The following is a 21,950-nucleotide window of genomic DNA, read 5'->3' on the forward strand; positions in this document are numbered from 1 at the left end:
CCTGGCTACCGCTGTCCCGCGGGCCGCAACGTCGGCTCCGTCTCCCGATCGCGACCCCGGTCGCCGCGCCATCGCCGTTCTGCCATGACCTCAAAATACGACGCAGCCGCCATTGAAGTCCTAAGCGGCCTCGACCCGGTGCGGAAACGCCCCGGCATGTACACCGACACCCAGCGCCCGAACCACCTCGCCCAGGAGGTGATCGACAACAGCATCGACGAGGCCACGGCGGGCCACGCGAAGAAAGTCGACGTGACCTTGTACCGCGATGGCTCGCTCGAAGTGGTCGACGACGGCCGCGGCATGCCCGTTGACAAGCACCCCACGCAAAAAAAGAGCGGGGTCGAGGTCATCCTCACGACGCTCCACGCCGGCGGTAAGTTCAGCGAGGGCAATTACCGCTTCTCGGGCGGTCTGCACGGCGTCGGTGTGTCGGTGGTCAACGCGCTTGCGGCACGGCTCGAGGTGCGCATCCGCCGCGGCGGGACATCCTATTTCCAGTCCTACAGCGGCGGGGTACCCGACGCACCACTCAAGGCCGATGGGACGGTGGGCCAGCGCAATTCCGGCACGGCCCTGCGGTTCTGGCCGGACCCGGCGTACTTCGACAGCCCGCGCTTCGCGGTGCCTCGGTTGCTGCATCTGCTGCGTGCAAAGGCCGTGCTGTGCCCCGGTTTGCAGGTCAGCTTCCACGACGAAAAAGCCGGAGAGCGACACGCCTGGTGTTTCGAGGACGGGCTGTCAGACTACCTGGCCGACGCGGTGCGCGGGTACGAGCTGTTGCCGGAGCGGCCCTTCATTGGCAGCATGTCTGCGACCTCAGAGGCCGTTGACTGGGCCGTGATCTGGCTGCCTGAGGGTGGCGAGCCGGTCACCGAGAGTTACGTGAACCTGGTGCCGACCGCGCAGGGCGGAACCCACGTCAACGGCCTGCGAACCGGCTTGACTGAAGCGGTGCGCGAGTTCGCCGACTACCGCAATCTCGTGCCGCGCGGGGTGCGTATCACACCGGAGGATGTCTGGGAACGGGTGAGCTACGTGCTCTCGGTAAAGATGCACGACCCGCAGTTCGCCGGGCAGACCAAAGAGCGCCTGAGCTCGCGCGAGTGCGCTGCTTTCGTCTCGGGCGTGGTCAAGGACGCGTTTGTCTCCTGGCTCAACCAGCACCCTGAATCCGGAGACGCGCTGACCCGTCTCGCGCTGTCGGCAGCGCAGCGCCGCATGCGAGCGGACAAGAAAGTCGTGCGCAAGCGGGTCACCAGTGGCCCGGCTCTTCCCGGCAAGCTCGCCGATTGTGCCTCGACCGACCTCAGCAGAACCGAACTGTTTCTGGTCGAGGGCGATTCGGCGGGCGGGTCGGCGAAGCAGGCACGAGACCGCGAATACCAGGCGATCATGCCGTTGCGCGGTAAGATCCTGAATACCTGGGAGGTCGATTCGGAGCAAGTCCTGGCGAGCCAGGAAGTCCACGACATCTCGGTGGCGATCGGCATCGACCCCGGTTCCGAGGACCTGAGTCGACTGCGCTACGGCAAGATTTGCATCCTCGCAGACGCCGACTCGGATGGGCTGCACATCTCGACGCTGCTGTGCGCGCTGTTTCTGCGGCATTTCTACCCCCTTGTGGCGGCAGGGCACGTGTTCGTCGCGATGCCGCCGCTGTACCGCATCGACGTCGGCAAGGAGGTGTTCTACTGCATCGACGAGGCGGAGCGGCAGGGTGTACTGGACCGCATCGAAGCCGAGAAGAAAACCGCAAAAGTGCTGGTCACCCGTTTCAAGGGCCTCGGTGAGATGAACCCGATGCAGCTGCGCGAAACCACGACCAACCCCGACACGCGACGGTTGGTGCGCTTGACCGTTGAGGCACCGAGCGAGGCGCGCGAGGTCATGGATATGCTGTTGGCGAAGAAGCGGGCCCCGGACCGCCGGGCGTGGCTCGAGGCCAAAGGCGATCTCGCCGACGTCTGATGGGGTAGGTGCTTGTATTTTCAGGGTGGGGCCGGCGGCAGGCACCGGGTCGTTGTCGTAGACAGGTCCTCGCCCGATTCCGTAGAATGCGCGGTTAGCTTGGGCGCGGACACCGCTCCGCGACGCCGAGCTATGAAGCGCGCTCCCTTCCCGTGAACGCGCCAACACCGTGACCGGAGCGCACTCGTGCACACACCCGCCATTCTCGCACTGGAAGATGGCACGGTTTTTTGCGGCCGCAGCATAGGGGCGGAGGGCACTGCTGTCGGGGAGGTGGTGTTCAACACCGCCATGACCGGCTACCAGGAGATCCTCACAGACCCGAGCTACTGCCGCCAAATCGTGACGCTGACGTACCCGCACATCGGCAACACCGGCGTGAACGCCGAGGACGAGGAATCGGCACGTGTCCACGCCGCCGGCCTCGTTATCCGCGATCTGCCGTTGCAGCACAGCAACTTCCGCGCGCAGCAGCCCCTTGACGCCTATCTCGCCGAGCGCGGCGTGGTGGCGATTGCCGATATCGACACACGCCAACTCACGCGTGTGCTGCGCGACAAGGGCGCTCAGGCCGGTTGTCTGGTTGCCGGTACGGCGCCTGACGAGGCAGCCGCGATCGAAACCGCGCGTGCGTTTCCCGGTCTTGCCGGGATGGACCTGGCGCGCGTTGTTGGCACCGAGGACGTGTACACCTGGAACGAGGGTGTCTGGTCGCTCGGCGCTGGGCACACCGCACGCGAAGACGGCACGTTCCACGTGGTCGCCTACGACTTCGGCGTCAAACGCAACATCCTGCGCATGCTCAGCGAGCGCGGCTGTCGCGTGACAGTGGTGCCGCCGACCACGCCGGCGACGGCGGTGCTCGCGCTCGCGCCAGACGGCGTGTTTCTCTCGAACGGGCCCGGCGACCCCGCGCCTTGCGACTACGCCATCGCCGCCATCCGCGACCTGCTCGAGACCGGCATCCCGATCTTCGGCATCTGCCTCGGGCACCAACTGCTCGCCCTGGCGTGCGGCGCGGACACCGTGAAGATGAAATTCGGCCACCACGGGGCCAATCACCCGGTGCAGACGCTCGCCGACGGCACGGTGGCGATCACCAGCCAGAATCACGGGTTCGCGGTAGACGAGGCCAGCCTGCCGAACCACGTCGAGGCCTCGCACCGCTCGCTGTTCGACGGGTCCCTGCAGGGCATCCGCTGCGTCGACCGGCCCGCCTTCGGCTTCCAGGGGCACCCGGAGGCCAGCCCGGGGCCGCACGACATCGGCCGGCTGTTCGACCGGTTCATCGACCACATTGCCGCACACTGCCAGGCGCGTACCCATGCCCAAACGTAGCGACATTCAAAGCATCCTGATCATCGGTGCGGGTCCGATTGTCATCGGCCAGGCCTGTGAGTTCGACTACTCGGGCGCACAAGCCTGCAAGGCCTTGCGCGAGGAGGGGTACCGCGTCGTCCTGGTCAATTCGAACCCGGCGACGATCATGACCGACCCCGAGCTGGCAGACGCGACCTACATCGAGCCCATCGACTGGCAGGTGGTCGAGCGCATCATCGAGACGGAGCAACCCGACGCGCTGTTGCCGACCATGGGCGGCCAGACGGCGCTCAACTGCGCGCTCGACCTCGAGCGCGAAGGGGTGCTGAAGAAGCACGGGGTGGAGTTGATCGGCGCCAGCCAGGACGCGATCGACATGGCAGAGGACCGTGAGCGCTTCAAAAACGCCATGACCGACATCGGCCTCGACACCCCGCGTGCGCACATCGCCCACACGATCGAGGAGGCGCGCACCGGCCAGGCGGACATCGGCTTTCCGTGCATCATCCGGCCGTCCTTCACCATGGGCGGGAGCGGTGGGGGGATTGCGTACAACAAGGAAGAATTCGAGGAGATCGTCACGCGCGGCCTCGACCTCTCACCAACCACCGAGGTGTTGCTCGAAGAGTCGGTGCTGGGGTGGAAGGAGTTCGAGATGGAAGTGGTGCGCGATCGCGCGGACAACTGCATCATCGTGTGTTCGATCGAAAACCTCGATCCGATGGGTGTGCACACGGGCGACTCGATCACCGTGGCACCGGCCCAGACGCTGACAGACAAGGAGTACCAGATCATGCGCAACGCCTCGCTGGCGGTCCTGCGCAAGATCGGGGTCGAGACGGGTGGCTCCAACGTGCAATTCGCGATCAACCCGGACGACGGCCGCATGATCGTCATCGAGATGAACCCGCGTGTGTCGCGCTCCTCCGCACTCGCCTCCAAGGCGACCGGGTTCCCGATCGCCAAGGTCGCCGCCAAGCTCGCCGTGGGCTACACCCTCGACGAACTGCGCAACGACATCACCGGTGGCGCCACGCCGGCGTCCTTCGAGCCCACCATCGACTACGTCGTGACCAAGGTGCCGCGGTTCACGTTCGAAAAATTTCCGACTGCGGTGGCGGCACTGACGACGCATATGAAGTCGGTTGGCGAGGTCATGGCGATCGGTCGCAGCTTTCAGGAGTCGCTGCAAAAGGCGCTGCGCGGACTGGAGATCGGCGTGGACGGCCTGACCGACGTGCTCGACCCGGCACTGTCCGACGACGACGCCCGCGCCGCGATCGCGCGGGAACTGTCGCGCCCGGAAGACCGGCGCCTGTTCTACGTCGCTGAGGCCTTCCGGCGGCGTTGGACCGTCGACGAGGTGTTCGCGCACTGTGCCATCGACCCGTGGTTTCTGGTGCAACTTGCGGATCTGGTTGCCGAGGAGCAAACGCTGCGCGGCCACGGTATCGCAAGCCTGGACAAAGACAGCTTGTTCCGGCTCAAGCGCAAGGGGTTCAGCGACAGTCGACTCGCACACCTGCTCGGGTGCGAGGAGGCCGAGGTGCGTGTGGCCCGACAGGCCGTCGGCGTGCGACCGGTGTTCAAGCGGGTGGACACCTGCGCGGCCGAGTTTGCGACCAACACGGCGTACATGTACTCGAGCTACGAACACGAGTGTGAGTCTGCACCGAGTGACGCGCGCAAGATCGTGGTGCTCGGTGGTGGCCCGAACCGTATCGGCCAGGGCATCGAGTTCGACTACTGCTGTGTGCACGCGGCACTGGCGCTGCGTGAAGACGGCTACGAGACCATCATGGTCAACTGCAACCCGGAGACCGTCTCGACCGACTACGACACGTCGGATCGATTGTACTTCGAGCCGCTGACCCTGGAGGACGTGCTCGAGATCATGCACGTCGAGCAGCCGCACGGCGTGATCGTGCACTACGGCGGTCAGACGCCGTTGAAGCTTGCAAACGACCTGGCGGAGGCAGGTGTGCCGATCATCGGCACCTCGCCCGACTCCATCGACCTGGCAGAGGACCGCGAGCGCTTCCAGAAACTCATCGACAACCTCGGGCTCATGCAGCCGCCGAACCGCACGGCGCGCGACCCCGAGACCGCCGTCGAGCTCGCCGCCGAAATCGGCTACCCGCTGGTGGTGCGGCCGTCCTACGTGCTCGGCGGGCGCGCCATGGAAATCGTGCACGATGAGTCCGCGTTGCGCCGGTACATGACCGAGGCGGTCAGCGTGTCGAACGACTCGCCCGTACTGCTTGACCGGTTTCTCAACGACGCTGTGGAGGTCGACATCGACTGCATCTCGGATGGCGAGTCCGTGTTGATTGGCGGCATCATGGAGCACATCGAGCAGGCCGGTGTGCACTCGGGCGATTCGGCCTGCTGCCTGCCGCCCTACACGCTGGGTGAGGCGATGCAGAACCGACTGCGCGATCAGAGCCGGGAACTGGCCCTCGCGCTGGACGTGATCGGACTGATGAACGTGCAGTTTGCCATCCAGGGCGATGATATCTACGTACTCGAGGTCAATCCGCGCGCCTCGCGCACCGCGCCTTTTGTGTCCAAGGCCACGGGTGTGCCGCTCGCGCGCGTCGCAGCGCGCTGCATGGCGGGTCAGTCCCTCGCGGAGCAAGGTGTCCTCGAGGACCCGCAACCCGAGCTGTATTGCGTCAAGGAGTCGGTGTTCCCGTTCGTGAAGTTCCCGGGTGTGGACCCTTTGCTGGGGCCAGAAATGAAATCGACGGGTGAGGTCATGGGCTCAGGCAAGAGCTTTGGTGAAGCCTTCGTGAAAGGTGCGCTCGCAGCGGGCAGCCGGCTGCCGGGCACCGGTTGCGCGTTGATCAGCGTGCGCGATCAGGACAAGCCGCGCGCGGTCGCAGTGGCGCGCAAGCTCGTCGATGCCGGCTTTTCGATCACCGCGACGGCCAACACGGCCGATGTGCTCTCCGCTGCCGGTGTGCCGTGCTCGCGGGCCTACAAATTGGGTGAGGGCCGACCTAATATTGTGGACCTGATGAAAAACGGCGACATCGACCTGGTGATCAACACCACCGAGGGCGCTGCAGCGATCGCGGATTCGACCTACATCCGACGTGAGGCGGTGGCGCAGAAGATTGCCTACACCACCACCATCACCGGCGGTGAGGCAATCGGTCTGTCGCTCGGCCACTCGGCGACCGAGTCGGTCTACCGGTTGCAGTCGGTTTTTGGAGACGCGACGTGACAAAGTACCCGCTGACAAAGCGCGGCGCAGACCTGCTGCGCGACGAGCTGCACAACCTCAAATCCGTCGAACGGCCCCGCATCATTGCGGCGATCGCTGAGGCGCGCGAGCACGGCGATCTCAAGGAAAATGCCGAGTACCACGCGGCACGCGAACAACAGAGTTTCGCCGAGGGTCGCATCAAGGAAATCGAGGGCAAACTCTCGAATGCCCAGATCATCGACGTCACCGAACTCGATGCCCAGGGCAAGGTGGTGTTCGGTGCCACGGTGGAACTGCTGGACCTCAACAGCGACACCGAAACGGTCTACAAGATCGTGGGTGACGACGAGGCCGACATCAAACAGGGCATGATCTCCGTGTCCTCGCCGGTGGCACGGGCACTGATCGGCCGCAGCGAGGGCGACGAAGTTGACGTCACCACACCGAGCGGCGTGTCGTCCTTTGAAATCGTGGCGGTGCGTTACGTCCCCTGACGCAGCGAGCCGGTCGCGCCCGCCTCAGGGCTTTGGCGGGCCGAAGCCGGGCACCGGCACCCGCGGTTTGTCGTCGTTTCGCCGGTACAACGTGACCGTGTTGCCGATGGTCTGGATCCACTCGGCCGAGGCGCCTTCGCAGAGTGCCGCGACCGTGGCCTCGCGGTCGCTGCCGTCGATTTTCACCTTGAGCAGCTCATGACGTGTCAGAGCCGAGGCCAGTTCGGTGATCACCGCTTCCGTGACGCCTTTCTGGCCCAGTCGAACAACGGGCTTCAGCGGGTGCGCGAGGGCACGCAAATGGCGTTTCTGGGCGGAGGTCAGGGTCACGTCGGCGGTACGGGTGCGTGCGAGCCGCGCATGCTACACGCTGGCAGCCGGAACTGACAGCGGTGGCGCGCAGCAAGAGCAGCAAGGGGTGGTTGAAGGAACACTTCAAGGACCCTTACGTTGCCCGGGCGCAGTCGGACGGCTACCGCTCGCGCGCCGTCTACAAACTGATTGAAATCGACCAGAGAGACCGACTCGTGCGCCCCGGCCAGCGACTGCTCGAACTCGGCGCGGCGCCCGGTGGCTGGACCGAATACCTCGCAGCGCAGGTCGGCACCTCGGGTCGAGTGGTCGCGAGTGACATCCTGCCGATGGACAGTGTTGCCGGGGTGGACTTCGTGCTCGGTGATTTCACCGAGGACGCAGTCTATCAGCGCCTCTTCGAGGCCCTTGGGTCCGAGAAATGCAACGGTGTGCTGTCAGACATGGCGCCGAATCTCAGCGGGGTGTCGAGCGTCGACCAGCCCAGGGCGATGTACCTCGCGGAACTGGCGCGGGACATCGCGGTCGACACGTTGAGACCGGACGGTTTCTTGCTGGCCAAGGTGTTCCAGGGGGAGGGCTACGACGCCTTCCTGTCCGAAACCCGCAAGCGCTTCGCCAAGGTGGCGACACGCAAGCCGGATGCGTCGCGTGATCGAAGCCGGGAAGTCTATGTTTTGGCAAGGACTTTGGTCCTATAGTAGTGTTGTGAGAACTGTCGTCGGCAGCGCGCTTGAAAGCCGCACCGTTCGACCCCACTGATCACTGGCAGTAGCCCGCGCGCACGGGCGAGCCATCGAGGAATCGCGTTGAACGATTTAATGAAGAACGTCCTGCTCTGGGTTGTTATCGCTGTCATCCTGATGTCGGTGTTCAACAACCTGGGTGGTCAGCGTTACAACGAGTCGGAAATCTCGTATTCGGCGTTCATGGCCAACGTGAAGAGCGGGCAGATCCAGTCCGTCAACATCGATGGCCGCGAGATCGTCGGCAAGTTCGAGACCGGAGCCGCGTTCACGACCTACAGCCCCGAGACCGACAACACGGCGCTGATCGGCGAACTGATCAAGTCGAACGTCGAAATCCACAGCCAGCCGCCGCAGCGGACCGGCCTGCTCACCCAGATCCTGATCAACTGGTTCCCCTTCCTGCTGTTGATCGGTGTCTGGATCTTCTTCATGCGCCAGATGCAGGGCGGCGGCGGTGGCCGCGGTGCGATGTCCTTCGGCAAGAGCAAGGCGCGCATGCTCGGCGAGGACCAGGTCAAGGTCACCTTCGCCGACGTGGCCGGTGTCGACGAAGCCAAGGAAGAAGTGTCGGAACTGGTCGAATACCTGCGCGATCCGGGCAAGTTTCAGAAGTTTGGCGGCAAGATCCCGCGAGGGGTCCTCATGGTGGGCTCGCCCGGAACGGGCAAGACGCTGCTCGCCAAGGCCATCGCCGGCGAGGCCAAGGTGCCGTTCTTCACGATCTCGGGCTCGGATTTCGTCGAGATGTTCGTCGGCGTGGGCGCGTCGCGCGTCCGCGACATGTTCGAGCAGGCCAAGAAACACGCGCCCTGCATCATCTTCATTGACGAGATCGACGCCGTCGGGCGCCACCGCGGCGCCGGCCTCGGCGGTGGTCATGACGAGCGCGAACAAACGCTGAACCAGCTGCTTGTCGAGATGGACGGTTTCGAGGGAAACGAGGGCGTGATCGTGATCGCCGCGACAAACCGCCCCGACGTCCTCGACCCGGCGCTGCTGCGGCCCGGCCGCTTCGACCGCCAGGTGGTGGTGCCGCTGCCGGATGTGCGCGGACGGGAGCAGATCCTGCGGGTGCACATGAGCAAAGTGCCCATCGGCGACAACGTTCGGGCGGATCTGCTCGCACGGGGCACACCGGGCTTTTCCGGGGCTGACCTCGCAAACCTCGTGAACGAGGCAGCGCTGTTCGCAGCGCGCGGCAACAACCGCACCGTTGACATGAACGAGTTCGAGAAGGCCAAAGACAAGATCATGATGGGCGCCGAGCGCAAATCCATGGTCATGAGCGACGACGAGAAGAAGCTCACTGCCTACCACGAGGCCGGTCACGCCATCGTGGGCCGCCTGGTGCCCGACCACGACCCGGTCTACAAGGTGACCATCATCCCGCGTGGCCGCGCCCTCGGCGTGACCATGTACCTGCCAGAGGGCGACCGTTACAGCAACAGCCGGCAACGGCTGGAGAGCAGCATCTCCTCGCTGTACGGGGGCCGGATTGCCGAGGAAATGATTTTTGGCAAGGAGCAGGTGACCACCGGTGCGTCGAGCGACATCGAGCGCGCCACCGATCTTGCCCGCAACATGGTCACCAAATGGGGTCTGTCGGACAAGCTCGGCCCGTTGAGCTACTCCGAAGAGGAGGGCGAAGTGTTTCTCGGCCGTTCGGTGACCCAGACCAAAGGCGTCTCCGGCGGCACGGCGGAGGTCATCGACGCCGAGATCCGCGAGCTCATCGACCGCAACTACCAGCGTGCCGAGACGATCCTGCGCGAGAACATCGATAAACTGCACATGATGTCGGACGCGTTGATGAAGTACGAGACCATCGACGCGGCGCAGATCGACGAGATCATGGAGGGGCGTGAACCTGGCCCGCCGTCGGATTGGGCTGACATGGATCCGCCGGCAGACGAGGGTGGCAGCGGCGACGAGGCCGACCTCGGTGAACTCGACGAGGACAAACCCGGCAGCCCGCCGATCGACGGGCACGAGCCCGTCTGAGGTCAGCGGAATCGCCGACACGACCGCGCCCGATCGGGCGCGGTTTTTTTTGTGCCGTCGTTTTTGACTTCTGGCCTGAACCCGCCATGCTTTGCGCTGGTCCTCCGTTTTCAAACGCATCCACCCGATCGCGTGCCCCCGACATGACATCACCTGTGTTGACCTGCGGCCCGAACGTGCTCGATCTGAGCAAGCCTGCGGTCATGGGCATCCTGAATGTGACGCCGGATTCGTTCTCCGACGGCGGCCGCCTCAATTCGCTCGATCGCATCGTCGACACGGCGGCTGACATGGTGCGTGACGGCGCGCGGGTGCTGGACGTCGGCGGCGAGTCAACACGGCCTGGCGCTACCGCGGTGGGCGAAGCCGAGGAGCTCGAGCGGGTGGTGCCTGCGATCGAGCGACTCGCCGCCCGGTTCGACGTCGTGGTGTCAGTCGACACCAGCAAGGCCGCTGTGATGCGCAATGCGGTGGCGGCCGGCGCTACGCTGATCAACGACGTTCGCGCCTTGCGTCAACCCGATTGTTTGCGTACGGCTGCTGAATCCGGGGCCGCGGTATGCCTGATGCACATGCGCGGGCAGCCGCGGACCATGCAGCGTGCGCCGCGTTACCAGAGTGTCATCGCGGAGGTGCGCGATTTCCTCCAAGGTCGCGTGGCCGCCTGTGAGCGTGCCGGCATCAGCCGGGATCGCCTGTGCGTGGACCCGGGTTACGGTTTCGGCAAATCGCTGGAGCACAATTTGCAGCTTGTGGCGAAATTGGACGAAATTTCCCCGCCCGACCTGCCGCTACTCTTTGGAGCATCGCGCAAGAGCAGCATCGGGCAGATCCTGAACACACCGGTCGACGATCGACTGCATGGCAGTGTTGCCATGGCCGTGTTGGCAGTCGAACGGGGGGCTCGAATCGTTCGTGTACACGACGTTCGCCCCACGGTCCACGCCCTCGAGGTCGCCCACGCTGTGCGCAGCGTGTCGCTTGACGCCCTGTAACCCCCGGCGACCACGTGGTCGTCGAACTGGCTGAGGTCAGCATGAGCAAGAAGTTTTTTGGTACCGACGGCATACGAGGCCGCGTGGGCGACGAGCCCATGACCGCACCCACTGTACTGCACCTGGGTTGGGCGGCTGGACGTGTGCTGGCGTCGCAGGGCAACCGCGACGTTCTGATCGGCAAAGACACGCGCATATCCGGGTACCTGTTCGAATCGGCGCTCGAGGCCGGTTTGAGCTCCGCTGGTGTCAAGGCGCGCATGCTCGGTCCGATGCCGACACCGGCTGTGGCCTACCTCACGCGGACGTTTCGCGCGGCGGCGGGCATCGTGATCAGCGCGTCGCACAACCCGCACTACGACAACGGCGTGAAGTTTTTCGGTACCGATGGCTTCAAGCTCGACGACGACACGGAGTACGCGATCGAAGCGATGATGCAATCCCGGGTCGAGACCGTGCCCTCCGAAGAGCTCGGCCGGGCGGAGCGGGTGAACGACGCGGCGGGTCGCTACATCGAGTACTGCAAGAGTTCGATCCCGAGCGGCATGCGCCTCGACGGCCTGAAACTCGTGGTCGACGCCGCGCACGGCGCGGGCTACGACATCGCCCGTCGGGTGTTCGAGGAGCTCGGTGCCACGGTCATCAGCCAGGGGGCGCAACCCAACGGGCTCAACATCAACGACAACTGCGGGGCCACTGCACCCGACAACCTGCGCGCGCACGTGTTGCTCGAGCAGGCCAACATGGGGATCGCGCTCGACGGAGACGGCGACCGGCTGATCATGGTCGACGAACTCGGCGGTATCGTCGACGGGGATGAAATACTGTACGTGCTGACGCGTGCCCACCACGCGGCCGGCACCCTGAACGGCGGCGTCGTCGGGACGCTGATGAGCAACCTGGGTCTCGAGCACGCGCTGGCGGAGCTCGATGTCCCGTTCCTGCGCGCCAAGGTCGGTGACCGTCACGTGCTCGAGATGATGCGCGCCAACGGCTGGAAACTCGGTGGCGAGTCCTCTGGCCACCTGATCGACCTCGATTGCAGCACGACGGGGGACGGCATCATTGCCGCGCTGCAGGTGTTGGCACACGTTGTCCAGTCAGGAGAACGCCTGTGCGACCTCAAGGCCGGCATGACGCGCTACCCGCAGAAGCTGGTCAACGTGCCGATGCGCGAGCGCATCAACCTGGACGAGTTGTCGGCGGTGCAGGACGCGGTCCGGCAGGCCGAGACCGACCTTGGCGAGACCGGTCGGGTGCTGCTGCGTCCCTCTGGAACCGAACCGCTGGTGCGGGTCATGGTGGAAGGGCAGGTGGCCAACCAGGTCGAAGCGCTCTGCGAGCAGGTTGCGGACGCCGTGCGGCGCGAAGTCGCCTGACGTTCGCGCGCGGCCAGCGATATCCGGGTCGGTCGTGGACCGGATTTCTTGTCGTGATCGGCCCACAGTCGTATACTAGGCGGCTTTGCTGAAGCAAACGTCGCGTGATGCGCACACCTCTCATAGCGGGAAACTGGAAGCTCAACGGCAGCCGTGTCGCGGCGCGCGCGCTGGCGTCAGAGCTCGCCGATGCCAACCCGGTCGGTGAGGTGGAGCTGCTCGTGTGCCCGAGCTTCACGCTGCTGTCGGCCGTGCACGACGTGCTCGACGGGTCGCCTGTGGTACTGGGTGCGCAGAACCTCGCCAGCGAGCCCAAGGGCGCCTTCACCGGGGAGGTGAGCGGCGATATGCTGGTGGAGTGCGGCTGCCGCTACGTGATTGTCGGGCATTCCGAGCGCAGAACGCTCTTCGGCGAAAGCGATGCCGATGTCGCCCGCAAGGTGGCACAGGCGCTCGCCAGCGGGCTGACACCCATTGTGTGTGTCGGTGAATCACTCGCCGAGCGAGACAGCGGTCGGGCACCCGACGTGGTTCGCGGTCAGCTCGACGGTGCGTTGTCGGGCCTGTCCGACGCGCAACTCGCGGCCTGCGTGCTGGCATACGAGCCCGTGTGGGCAATCGGCACGGGCCGAAGCGCCACGCCCGATCAGGCACAGTCGGTCCACGCAGACATGCGGGCCTGGTTGTCGGCGCGCAGTGCGTCAGCCGCACACGCCGTGCGCGCCCTGTACGGCGGCAGTGTGAAACCCGATAATGCCGGTGCGCTGTTTTCGCAGCCCGACATCGACGGTGCGCTGGTGGGTGGCGCCTCGCTCGTTGGGCAGGATTTTCTGGCCATTGCTCGCGCTGCGGCCGCCTAAGGTAGACAACATGGAATCATTGATCTTGGTCGTTCACGTGCTGTTGGCGGTTGCCGTGATCGGCTTCGTCCTGATCCAGCACGGCAAGGGCGCCGATGCTGGCGCGGCGTTTGGCAGTGGTGCGTCCGGTACGGTCTTCGGTGCAGCCGGCGCCGGCAGTTTCCTCGCGCGCATGACGACTTTGCTGGCGACAGCGTTCTTCGTCACCAGCATCGCGCTGTTCTACCTCGCCGCCAACCGCGACGGCGGGGGCAGCGTGCTCGACGAGCTCGACAGCTCGGTGGTGCAGCCGCTCGCGCCGGTTGACGATGAGCTCCCGGCACTTGTGCCGTCGGACGCTGCGGGCGATACTGGCGGTGATTCGGAGCTGCCGAACGTCAATCAGTGAAAATCAGCCGACGTGGTGGAATTGGTAGACACGCTATCTTGAGGGGGTAGTGACCTAACGGTCGTGCGAGTTCGAGTCTCGCCGTCGGCACCAAATCGAGAATGCCCGGTCCAATCGGGTAGTCCCAACCCGGGGAAACCCGGGTTTTTTTGTGCTCGCTCAACGGAAAACCGGATGGCTCAGTCGGTGGTGCTGATTCTGGGGTTGGTCCTCGCGAACCTGCCGTTCGCGGGAGAACGGGTGCTCGGTGTCTGGCCGTGCGGTGAGCGCAAGAGCGGCTGGTGGCACTTCGCCGAGTGGTGCCTGTTTTTTGTCGTTTATCTGGTGCTGTCACTCGGCGTCGAGCGCCGCGTGCAGGGCACCGTTCACGACCAGGATTGGGAGTTCTATGTCGTGCTGTTCTTCCTGTTCTCGGTGTTTGCTGTGCCGGGCTTCATCTGGCGCTACCTCTGGGGCGCCCGGCGGCGCCCGCAGAGTTGAGCATCCGCCGTTCAACTTGATAACGCGCGTCATTGACCGTATACTTGACCAAGTCAGGTGCGGGGTGGAGCAGTCTGGCAGCTCGTCGGGCTCATAACCCGAAGGTCGCAGGTTCGAATCCTGCCCCCGCTACCAAGCTTTTTTTCAAGAGGCCCCTGTTCAGGGCCTTTTTTGTTGGTGCAACAGACTCACAGGAGTCAGAGCGGAGATTCGTGCAGCCGATCAGCAGCGAGCTACTGGCGATTGTCGAACCGGTTGTCGACGGACTGGGTTTCGAATGTGTCGGTGCGTTGCTCGGGCAGGCCGAGTCGGGACTGACGCTGCGGGTGTACATCGACCACAATGACGGTGTTGACGTGGACGATTGCGGCGCGGTGTCGCAGCAGCTCAGTGCGGCGCTGGACGTCGACGACCCGATCGGCGGCCACTACGTGTTGGAAGTGTCCTCGCCGGGCATCGACCGACCTCTGTTCCAGTTGCACCACTACGCCCAGTACGTGGGCCAGCGCGTGAAGGTTCGCATGGCGGTGCCGCTCGACGGGCGCCGTCGATTCACGGGCGAGCTGGTCGGGGTGACGGGTGACAACATCGACATCGAAGTCGACGGTGAACGGTACACGCTGTCATTTGGCAACATTGAAATGGCAAATCTGTCCCCTGTGTTTCAGGGCAGCAAGCGCTAGCGGCTCAGAGCCGAGGTGAAACCATGAACAAAGAAATTCTGCTGGTGGTGGACGCAGTCTCCAACGAGAAGGCTGTCGAGCCTGAAGTCATCTTCGAGGCGCTCGAGGCGGCCTTGGCTTCTGCGACCCGCAAGAAGAACGGCATGGACATCGAAGTGCGCGTCGCCATCGACCGTGAATCCGGCGACTACGACACCTTCAGACGCTGGGAAGTGGTCGAAGACGACGCCGAGCAGGAGTTCCCCCTGCGCCAGATCACGCTGAGCGCCGCGCAGATTGACGAGCCCGAGATCGAATTGGGCCACTTCGTCGAAGAGCAGATCGAATCCGTCGACTTCGGCCGTATCGCTGCACAGTCTGCCAAGCAGGTGATTGTGCAGAAGGTGCGAGAGGCCGAGCGCCAGCGCATGGTCGATCAGTACCGCGATCGCATGGGCGAGTTGGTGTTTGGCGTCGTGCGTCGGGTTGATCGGCGCAACGGCGTGTTCATCGACCTCGGCAACGGCGCCGAGGGCCTGATACCCCGCGACCAACTGATCCCGCGCGAAGAAGTCAAAAACAACGATCGGGTGCGTGCCTATCTCAAGGAAATCCGCCAGGACATCCGTGGGCCGCAGTTGATCCTGAGCCGCACGGCGCCGGAGTTTCTGATCAAATTGTTCGAGATCGAGGTGCCCGAGATCGGCCAGGGTCTGATCGACATCATGGGCGCGGCACGCGACCCGGGTGCGCGCGCCAAGATTGCCGTGCGGTCCAACGAGCAACGCCTCGACCCGGTCGGGGCCTGTGTGGGCATGCGCGGCTCACGTGTGCAGACCGTGTCGGACGAACTGGCCGGCGAGCGCGTTGACATCATCCCGTGGGACGACAACGTCGCGCAGTTTGTTGTCAACGCCATGGCTCCGGCTGAGGTGGTGTCCATCGTCGTCGACGAAGACGCCAACAGCATGGACATCGCGGTCGACGAGGAAAAGCTGTCACAGGCCATCGGCCGCGGTGGACAGAACGTGCGCCTCGCCAGTGAGCTGACCGGCTGGCAGCTCAATGTGATGGACCAGGCTGAAGCCGAGCGCAAAAGCGAGGAAGAGGCAGGCAAGGCGGTCGAGCTCTTCATGGAAAAGCTCGACATCGACGACGAGGTCGCCGAGATTCTCGTCAGCGAAGGGTTCACGTCGCTCGAGGAAGTGGCTTACGTGCCGGTTCAGGAGATGCTGGACATCGACGGTTTTGACGAAGACATCGTCGAGGAGCTTCGAAACCGCGCGCGCGATGCGTTGCTGACCTCGGCGATTGCTCAGGAAGAGTTGCTTGGCGACAACAAGCCAAGTGAAGAATTGCTTGCCATGGACGGAATGACAGACGAGCTCGCTGTCAAACTGGCGACACAGGGCGTTTGCACGCTTGACGATCTCGGCGAACTCGCGGTCGATGAACTCGCGGAGTTCGGTGTCGAGGAAGCCGAGGCCGGCGCCCTCATCATGAAAGCGCGCGAGCACTGGTTTGAAGACGCTGAGGCCTCGAGCTGAACGCGGGAGGACGTAAGTCATGGCAGAAACAACGGTAAAGCAGCTTGCCGACACGGTCGGTACGCCGGTGGAGCGTTTGCTCGACCAGTTGCGCGACGCGGGTGTCGAGAAACAGGGCGCGTCCGACGCGATCAGTGCGGAAGAGAAAAGCAAACTGCTGGTGCACCTGCAGAAATCCCGCGGCGGTGAAGCGGGTGCGAGCAAGCGCATCACGCTCAAGCGCAAGAGCGTCAACACGCTGAAGGTCGGCGGTGGTGGTGCGAAGAAAACCGTTAACGTCGAAGTGCGTGGCAAGCGGACCTACGTCAAACGCACTGCAGACGCTGACCCCGCGGTCGAGGCCGACAACGCCGATCGCGCGCTTTCCATTCGGGAACAGCGCGAGCGCGATGAGCGGGAGCTCGCCGAACTCGACCGCAAGCGTCTCGCGGCCGAAGAGGCCAAGCGCGAGGAAGAGGCCGCGCGCCGCCGTGCGCGTGAAGACGCACGCACACCCGCCGAAGAGGCCGTCGCTGCGGACGCCGATGCGTCGGCGACCGCGGCGTCAGACGCCGAAGCCAAGGCCGCACCGGCGCCAGCGCCCGCGCAGCCCGCGCAACCGGCGGTGTCGATTGCCGACGTTGAAGCGGCAGCGCTTGCGGACAGCAGCGGAAACAAGAAGGCGGTGGCTGCCAAGACCGGTGACCGCAACCGTGGACCGGACAAGCGCGGTCGACGCGACGGCGGAAGCGACAGAGGCTCGTCCCGGCGCAAGCCCGGCGTCAGCGTGCGCGATCGTGGCGGGCGCAACCGCCCGCGTCGTGGCGCCTTGCGCACCGCTGACATGGAGACCCGTCACGGTTTCGAAAAGCCGGTTGCGCCGGTGGTGCGTGACGTCATTGTGCCGGAGACGATTACGGTCGCGAACCTCGCCGACCGCATGTCGATCAAGGCCGCGCAGGTGATCCGCACCCTGATGGGCATGGGCGTGATGGCCACGATCAACCAGGTTCTCGACCACGACACCGCGTTGCTGATCGTCGAGGAGATGGGGCACAAGGCCGTGTCACAGTCCGACGAGAGCATCGAGCAGGAGATCACCGCCAAGCTGGTTGGTGAACTCGGCGCCGAAGAGGCACGGCCGCCCGTGGTGACGGTGATGGGCCACGTCGATCACGGCAAGACGTCCTTGCTCGATTACATCCGCAAGACCAAAGTCACCACCGGTGAAGCGGGTGGCATCACGCAGCATATCGGGGCATACCACGTCACCACCGATCAGGGTGTGATCACCTTTCTCGACACCCCGGGCCACGCGGCGTTCACGTCGATGCGCGCGCGCGGTGCGCAGGCCACCGACATCGTGATTCTGGTGGTGGCTGCCGACGACGGCGTGATGCCCCAGACGATCGAGGCCATCCAACACGCTCGGGCTGCGGACGTGCCGCTGATCGTTGCGGTGAACAAGATGGACAAGCCCGAGGCGGATCCCGATCGGGTGCGTAACGAGCTCTCCCAGCACGAGGTGATCTCCGAGGAGTGGGGGGGCGATACCATCTTCAAGGGCGTTTCGGCCCTCACCGGTGACGGCATCGACGAATTGCTCGAAGCCGTGTCATTGCAGGCAGAACTGCTCGAGCTCAAGGCCCCGGCACTCGGTCGGGCACAGGGCACGGTGATCGAGGCGACGCTGGACCGAGGGCGTGGCCCGGTGGCCACTGTGCTGGTTCAGGCTGGCTTGCTCTCACGCGGGGACATTGTGGTCTGCGGCACGGCGTACGGCCGTGTACGTGCGCTGTTCAACGAAGCCGGCGAGCAGGTCGAATCCGCTGGACCCTCCATCCCTGTGCAGATCCTCGGACTCTCGGGCACGCCCGGTGCGGGCGATCCGATGCAGGCCGCGGCAGACGACCGTGACGCGCGCGAGTTGGTCGATTTGCGGCGCGAGCGCGAACGCAACCTGCGGCTTGCCGAACGCAAACCGGCCTCCATGGAAGACATTTTCTCCATGGTGAAGAGCGGCGAGACGCCGACGCTCAACGTGCTGATCAAAACGGACGTGCAGGGCAGCTTCGAAGCCTTGCGGGATGCGCTCGAGAAGCTCTCCACCGAGGAAGTGAACATCCGCGTCGTCGGCGGTGGCGTCGGCGGCATCAACGGCACCGACGCCTCTCTGGCCGCGGCCTCCAAGGCGCTGCTGATCGGCTTCAACGTGCGTGCGGACGCGTCGGCTCGGGATGTCATCCAGGAGCAGGGTATCGAGCTGAACTACTACAGCGTGATCTACGAAGCCATCGACATGGTACGTCAGGTCGGCAGTGGCCTGCTCAAGCCTGACGTGCAGGAGCAGATCATCGGCCTTGCCGAAGTCAAGGATGTGTTCCGCTCACCCAAGTTTGGTCAGGCGGCTGGCTGCATCGTCGTCGACGGTGTGGTGCGGCGGAACGAGCCGATTCGGGTGCTGCGCGACAACATCGTCATCTTCGAAGGCGAACTCGAGTCGTTGCGGCGTTTCAAGGACGACGTCAACGAAGTGCGCATGGGCACGGAGTGTGGCATCGCTGTGAAGAACTACGAGGTCAAGGCCGGCGATCAGATCGAGGTCTTCGTGCGCAAGTCAGTCGCTCGGACCTTGTAACCCGGACGTCATGGTCGATAAAACCCGGCAGTACCGCATCGGTGATCAGATCCAGCGGGAGCTGTCCCAGCTGATCCGCGATGCGGTGCGGGACCCCCGTATATCGCCCATGACCACGGTGTCGGGCGTGGAGGTCACGTCCGACCTGTCGCTCGCCCGGGTGTACGTGACTGTCATTGGCGACGGCGGTCGTGACACGCTCGAGGGCTTGATCGCGGCAAGCGGTTTTCTCCGCAAGCAGGTCGGTTCGCGCGTGCAATTGCGATCGGTTCCGGCCTTGCGGTTCTACCTCGACGAGACTGCTGAACGCGCCGAGACCCTCAACCGAGCGATCGCTGAGGCGCGGGCGCAGGACGCCAGACTCGGGCCGGTGGATCACCCGGACGAAGACAACCCGGCCGGTGACGGGGCAGGGCACTGATCGATGGGACGCCGTCGGCGGTTCCGCGGGCGCGCGCTCAACGGTGTGTTGTTGCTCGACAAACCCGCGGACCGCAGTTCCAACGCGGCCATGCAACGGGCCCGCGTGCTGTTCGACGCCGTCAAGGCGGGACACGGCGGCAACCTCGACCCGCTCGCCTCGGGCATGCTCCCGATCCTGTTCGGCGAGTCGACTAAGTTCGCCGGTGGACTGCTCGACGCTGACAAGCAATACCTGACGACCGCCGCGCTCGGCTCCCGCTCGACCACGGGCGACCTCGAGGGCGAGCCGTTCGATCACCAAGTCGTGCCCGATGACATCGTCGAGCGGGTGGCCACCGTGCTGCCGCGTTTCATCGGCCGGATCGCGCAAACACCGCCGATGCACTCGGCGATCAAGCAGGAAGGTGTACCGCTCTACGAGCTGGCGCGCGCTGGCGTCACCGTGCCGCGACCGCAGCGCCAGGTGATCATCCACGCACTCGAATCACTCTCGTGCGACGGCGATAGCCTGACGCTGCGTGTGCGGTGTTCGAAAGGCACCTACATTCGCACCCTGGTTGAAGACCTCGGTGAAGCGCTGGGCTGCAACGCGCACGTTCGCGCCTTACGGCGGGAATGGGTGCATCCCTTCGATACCAGCGCGATGGTCTCGCTCGACGCGATCGAGGCAGCGCGCGATGCGGGACCGCCCGAGTCGCTGGATGCCTTCCTGCTGCCGATTGACAGCGCCTTGGTCGAGCTGCCGGTCTACGAGCTTGGCAGTGACGCCGATCGCGCCGTGTTCCAGCACGGCAACCTGCTCGACATCGACAACCCCCCGGTCGCGGACGGGTGCCCGTTTCGCGTTTACCACGGGGGTGATTTTCTCGGTGTCGCTCTCTGCCGGAACGGGCGCCTGCGTCCCACGCGCCTGCTCAGGCGACCGACCGCCTAACTGCGGGGGACAAGGTGCCAGACGCGTTCGGTCACGGCCACGTGCCCCTTCAGGCCGGTGGGGTCGAACGCGGTGTGCAGCACGTGGCAGTGATACCGCGCGGCGTAGAATACCTCGACCTGGTTCGTCGAGACGGCAAAGGGCGGGCCGTCCAGGGTGTCCTGGTCGTAGTCGAGGGTGACGAGCAACTGCGGTGCAGCACCGCTCAGTGATTGCAGGTGCGCGGCGTAGCGCGCACGCATGGGCGCCGGCAGCGCGACCAGCGCTGCACGGTCGTACACGGCGTCCACATTGCCAAGTGTACCCTTGTCGAGCGCGAACACATCGCCGACAAAGAGATCGAGTGCGGCGGCGTGGTAGTGCACGAGTGCGCCACGCTGTATCACGTGCGGCCGCAGACCAAGGCGGTCGAACACCGCCTGCACAGCCGCTTCGGCGAGATCGATACCCACGACGTGGTGTCCGCGTGACAGCAGCCAATCGAGGTCGAGCGATTTGCCGCACAGCGGCACGAACACGCGCGACACAGCTGCGAGAGACAGCGTGTCGACGTGCTCGACCAGCACAGGGTTGACCGCGTCGAGGTGAAAACCGATGCGGTTGCTTCGCCAGCGCGACAGCCAGAACGCGCGGTCCATCAGCTTCCGAGGCAGCGTGACAGCATCGGTGCGATACCCTGCATGAAGGCAGTCGACCAGCGGATGTTGCTCTCGACGTCCATGTGCGATGCGTCGATCGTCCACAGGTCGTCGAGTTCGGGCGACACGAATGCGAGGTCGAGACGGGTGGCCAGCGCCTTGCCGAAGTCCAGCGGCGTCGGGCGTTGTGGCAGCACGGTGAGCACGATGCAGTCACGGGCGACGCCGACGCGGGTGAGGAAGGCCTCGGCGGCCTCGGCGATGGTGTCGACCTCGTCGAGCAGGTGGTCACTGTAGGTGACGGCGATGTGTCGGTCCGGGCGGTAGTGGTCGACGATCCACGTGCCGTTGCTGCGCGATCGGAACAGGGTCGGGCTGGTGCCGCAGAGCAGTGCTGACAGCGCCGACTCACCCCAGTCGGCACACAGCCGCTGGTGGAGGTCCTGCAGCCAGCGTTTTCGCGCGTATTCGCTGCGCGTCTCGTCGCTGCCGGCGAGGATCTTCGCACTGATGCCACGGGCCTCGTCGTTGAAGAACGGGTCCGCGTTGATCACCAGCATGCGCGGTCGCAATTCGTGCACGGCGAACATCGCCTCCGGGATCTCCGACTTGGCACCGAATCCGAAGCCCATGGCGTACCAGGGAATCCCCGCGTCGGTCAGTGTGCGCACCACGGGTTCGCTGGAAAAGGTGTACTGCGTGCGGCTGTTGCCCAGAAACAGCAGCTCTGCCTGCTTGATTGCGGCGACCGCGTCGGGTTCGAGGTCGTACAGCAGCGCGCCGTGCTCGTAGTCGCCGTACCGGCCGTACTCGCAGTAGGCGAGGTAGTGGTCCGCACCGTAGGCGGCGCCGTTGCACGGCCCGATCCACGGAAAGAGGTCGCTGCGCGCCCAGATGAAGACCACTGCGCCGGCGAGGGCAAACACCACGAGGAAGCTGCGCAGGTAGCGTTGAGGTGTCACGGACCTG

The 21,950-nt window shown here is 64.8% G+C and carries 19 protein-coding genes and 2 tRNA genes; 18 read left to right on the forward strand and 3 right to left on the reverse strand.

Features of this window, described 5'->3' with window-relative positions:
* The first annotated feature begins 84 nt into the window (after positions 1-84).
* The 4 genes from parE to greA all read left to right on the forward strand — a co-directional run bounded on the left by parE (position 85) and on the right by greA (position 6,996).
* Entirely contained in the window at positions 85-1,971 is a 1,887-nt protein-coding gene (gene parE, locus AAGA11_16955; protein MEM9604558.1) for a DNA topoisomerase IV subunit B, read from the forward strand.
* A gap of 186 nt (positions 1,972-2,157) precedes the next feature.
* On the forward strand, positions 2,158-3,309 hold the full coding sequence (gene carA, locus AAGA11_16960) for a glutamine-hydrolyzing carbamoyl-phosphate synthase small subunit (protein MEM9604559.1): 1,152 nt from the start codon (positions 2,158-2,160) through the stop codon (positions 3,307-3,309).
* Positions 3,296-6,520 (forward strand): carbamoyl-phosphate synthase large subunit, encoded by a 3,225-nt coding sequence (gene carB, locus AAGA11_16965; GenBank protein ID MEM9604560.1) that lies wholly within the window; start codon positions 3,296-3,298, stop codon positions 6,518-6,520. The genes carA and carB overlap by 14 nt, the downstream gene beginning before the upstream one ends.
* Positions 6,517-6,996 (forward strand): transcription elongation factor GreA, encoded by a 480-nt coding sequence (gene greA / locus AAGA11_16970; protein ID MEM9604561.1) that lies wholly within the window; start codon positions 6,517-6,519, stop codon positions 6,994-6,996. Before carB ends, greA begins: the two co-directional genes overlap by 4 nt.
* A gap of 24 nt (positions 6,997-7,020) precedes the next feature.
* Here greA and yhbY read toward each other — a convergent pair whose 3' ends face one another.
* A complete protein-coding gene (yhbY, locus tag AAGA11_16975) occupies positions 7,021-7,326 on the reverse strand; it encodes a ribosome assembly RNA-binding protein YhbY (GenBank protein ID MEM9604562.1) in 306 nt (101 codons plus the stop codon).
* A 62-nt stretch (positions 7,327-7,388) separates the two neighbouring features.
* Here yhbY and rlmE point away from each other — a divergent pair, with 62 nt between their 5' ends.
* From rlmE to truB, 14 genes are all read left to right on the forward strand, one after another.
* Positions 7,389-8,009: a 23S rRNA (uridine(2552)-2'-O)-methyltransferase RlmE gene (rlmE, locus tag AAGA11_16980; protein MEM9604563.1), complete on the forward strand. Its 621-nt coding sequence runs from the start codon at positions 7,389-7,391 to the stop codon at positions 8,007-8,009.
* 108 nt (positions 8,010-8,117) lie between these two features.
* Complete coding sequence (gene ftsH, locus AAGA11_16985; GenBank protein ID MEM9604564.1) at positions 8,118-10,058, forward strand: ATP-dependent zinc metalloprotease FtsH; 1,941 nt, start codon at positions 8,118-8,120, stop codon at positions 10,056-10,058.
* Between the two features lie 143 nt (positions 10,059-10,201).
* Positions 10,202-11,053, forward strand: coding sequence for a dihydropteroate synthase (folP, locus tag AAGA11_16990; protein MEM9604565.1), 852 nt, complete (start codon positions 10,202-10,204; stop codon positions 11,051-11,053).
* Positions 11,054-11,094: 41 nt separating this feature from the next.
* Complete coding sequence (gene glmM / locus AAGA11_16995) at positions 11,095-12,432, forward strand: phosphoglucosamine mutase (protein MEM9604566.1); 1,338 nt, start codon at positions 11,095-11,097, stop codon at positions 12,430-12,432.
* A 107-nt stretch (positions 12,433-12,539) separates the two neighbouring features.
* Entirely contained in the window at positions 12,540-13,292 is a 753-nt protein-coding gene (gene tpiA / locus AAGA11_17000) for a triose-phosphate isomerase (protein MEM9604567.1), read from the forward strand.
* A 10-nt stretch (positions 13,293-13,302) separates the two neighbouring features.
* The gene (gene secG / locus AAGA11_17005; GenBank protein ID MEM9604568.1) at positions 13,303-13,680 is read left to right on the forward strand and encodes a preprotein translocase subunit SecG; all 378 of its coding nucleotides are present in this window, start codon (positions 13,303-13,305) and stop codon (positions 13,678-13,680) included.
* A 6-nt stretch (positions 13,681-13,686) separates the two neighbouring features.
* A tRNA-Leu gene (locus AAGA11_17010) sits at positions 13,687-13,773 on the forward strand.
* An 81-nt stretch (positions 13,774-13,854) separates the two neighbouring features.
* On the forward strand, positions 13,855-14,160 hold the full coding sequence (locus AAGA11_17015) for a DUF2818 family protein (GenBank protein ID MEM9604569.1): 306 nt from the start codon (positions 13,855-13,857) through the stop codon (positions 14,158-14,160).
* 58 nt (positions 14,161-14,218) lie between these two features.
* Positions 14,219-14,295, forward strand: a tRNA-Met gene (locus tag AAGA11_17020).
* A 77-nt stretch (positions 14,296-14,372) separates the two neighbouring features.
* Positions 14,373-14,843: a ribosome maturation factor RimP gene (rimP, locus tag AAGA11_17025; protein ID MEM9604570.1), complete on the forward strand. Its 471-nt coding sequence runs from the start codon at positions 14,373-14,375 to the stop codon at positions 14,841-14,843.
* Positions 14,844-14,866: 23 nt separating this feature from the next.
* Positions 14,867-16,369: a transcription termination factor NusA gene (nusA, locus tag AAGA11_17030; GenBank protein MEM9604571.1), complete on the forward strand. Its 1,503-nt coding sequence runs from the start codon at positions 14,867-14,869 to the stop codon at positions 16,367-16,369.
* A gap of 19 nt (positions 16,370-16,388) precedes the next feature.
* Positions 16,389-18,986, forward strand: a complete 2,598-nt coding sequence (gene infB / locus AAGA11_17035) for a translation initiation factor IF-2 (protein MEM9604572.1) — start codon at positions 16,389-16,391, stop codon at positions 18,984-18,986.
* A 10-nt stretch (positions 18,987-18,996) separates the two neighbouring features.
* The gene (gene rbfA / locus AAGA11_17040) at positions 18,997-19,407 is read left to right on the forward strand and encodes a 30S ribosome-binding factor RbfA (protein MEM9604573.1); all 411 of its coding nucleotides are present in this window, start codon (positions 18,997-18,999) and stop codon (positions 19,405-19,407) included.
* 3 nt (positions 19,408-19,410) lie between these two features.
* Positions 19,411-20,343 (forward strand): tRNA pseudouridine(55) synthase TruB, encoded by a 933-nt coding sequence (gene truB / locus AAGA11_17045; GenBank protein ID MEM9604574.1) that lies wholly within the window; start codon positions 19,411-19,413, stop codon positions 20,341-20,343.
* Here the strand turns inward: truB and tmpT are convergent.
* Complete coding sequence (tmpT, locus tag AAGA11_17050; GenBank protein ID MEM9604575.1) at positions 20,340-20,981, reverse strand: thiopurine S-methyltransferase; 642 nt, start codon at positions 20,979-20,981, stop codon at positions 20,340-20,342. The two genes, truB and tmpT, sit on opposite strands and share 4 nt — an antisense overlap.
* Positions 20,981-21,943, reverse strand: coding sequence for a hypothetical protein (locus AAGA11_17055; protein MEM9604576.1), 963 nt, complete (start codon positions 21,941-21,943; stop codon positions 20,981-20,983). The genes tmpT and AAGA11_17055 overlap by 1 nt, the downstream gene beginning before the upstream one ends.
* Between the last annotated feature and the right edge of the window lie 7 nt (positions 21,944-21,950).

This window comes from Pseudomonadota bacterium, assembly GCA_039196715.1.
Lineage (GTDB): Bacteria > Pseudomonadota > Gammaproteobacteria > CALCKW01 > CALCKW01 > CALCKW01.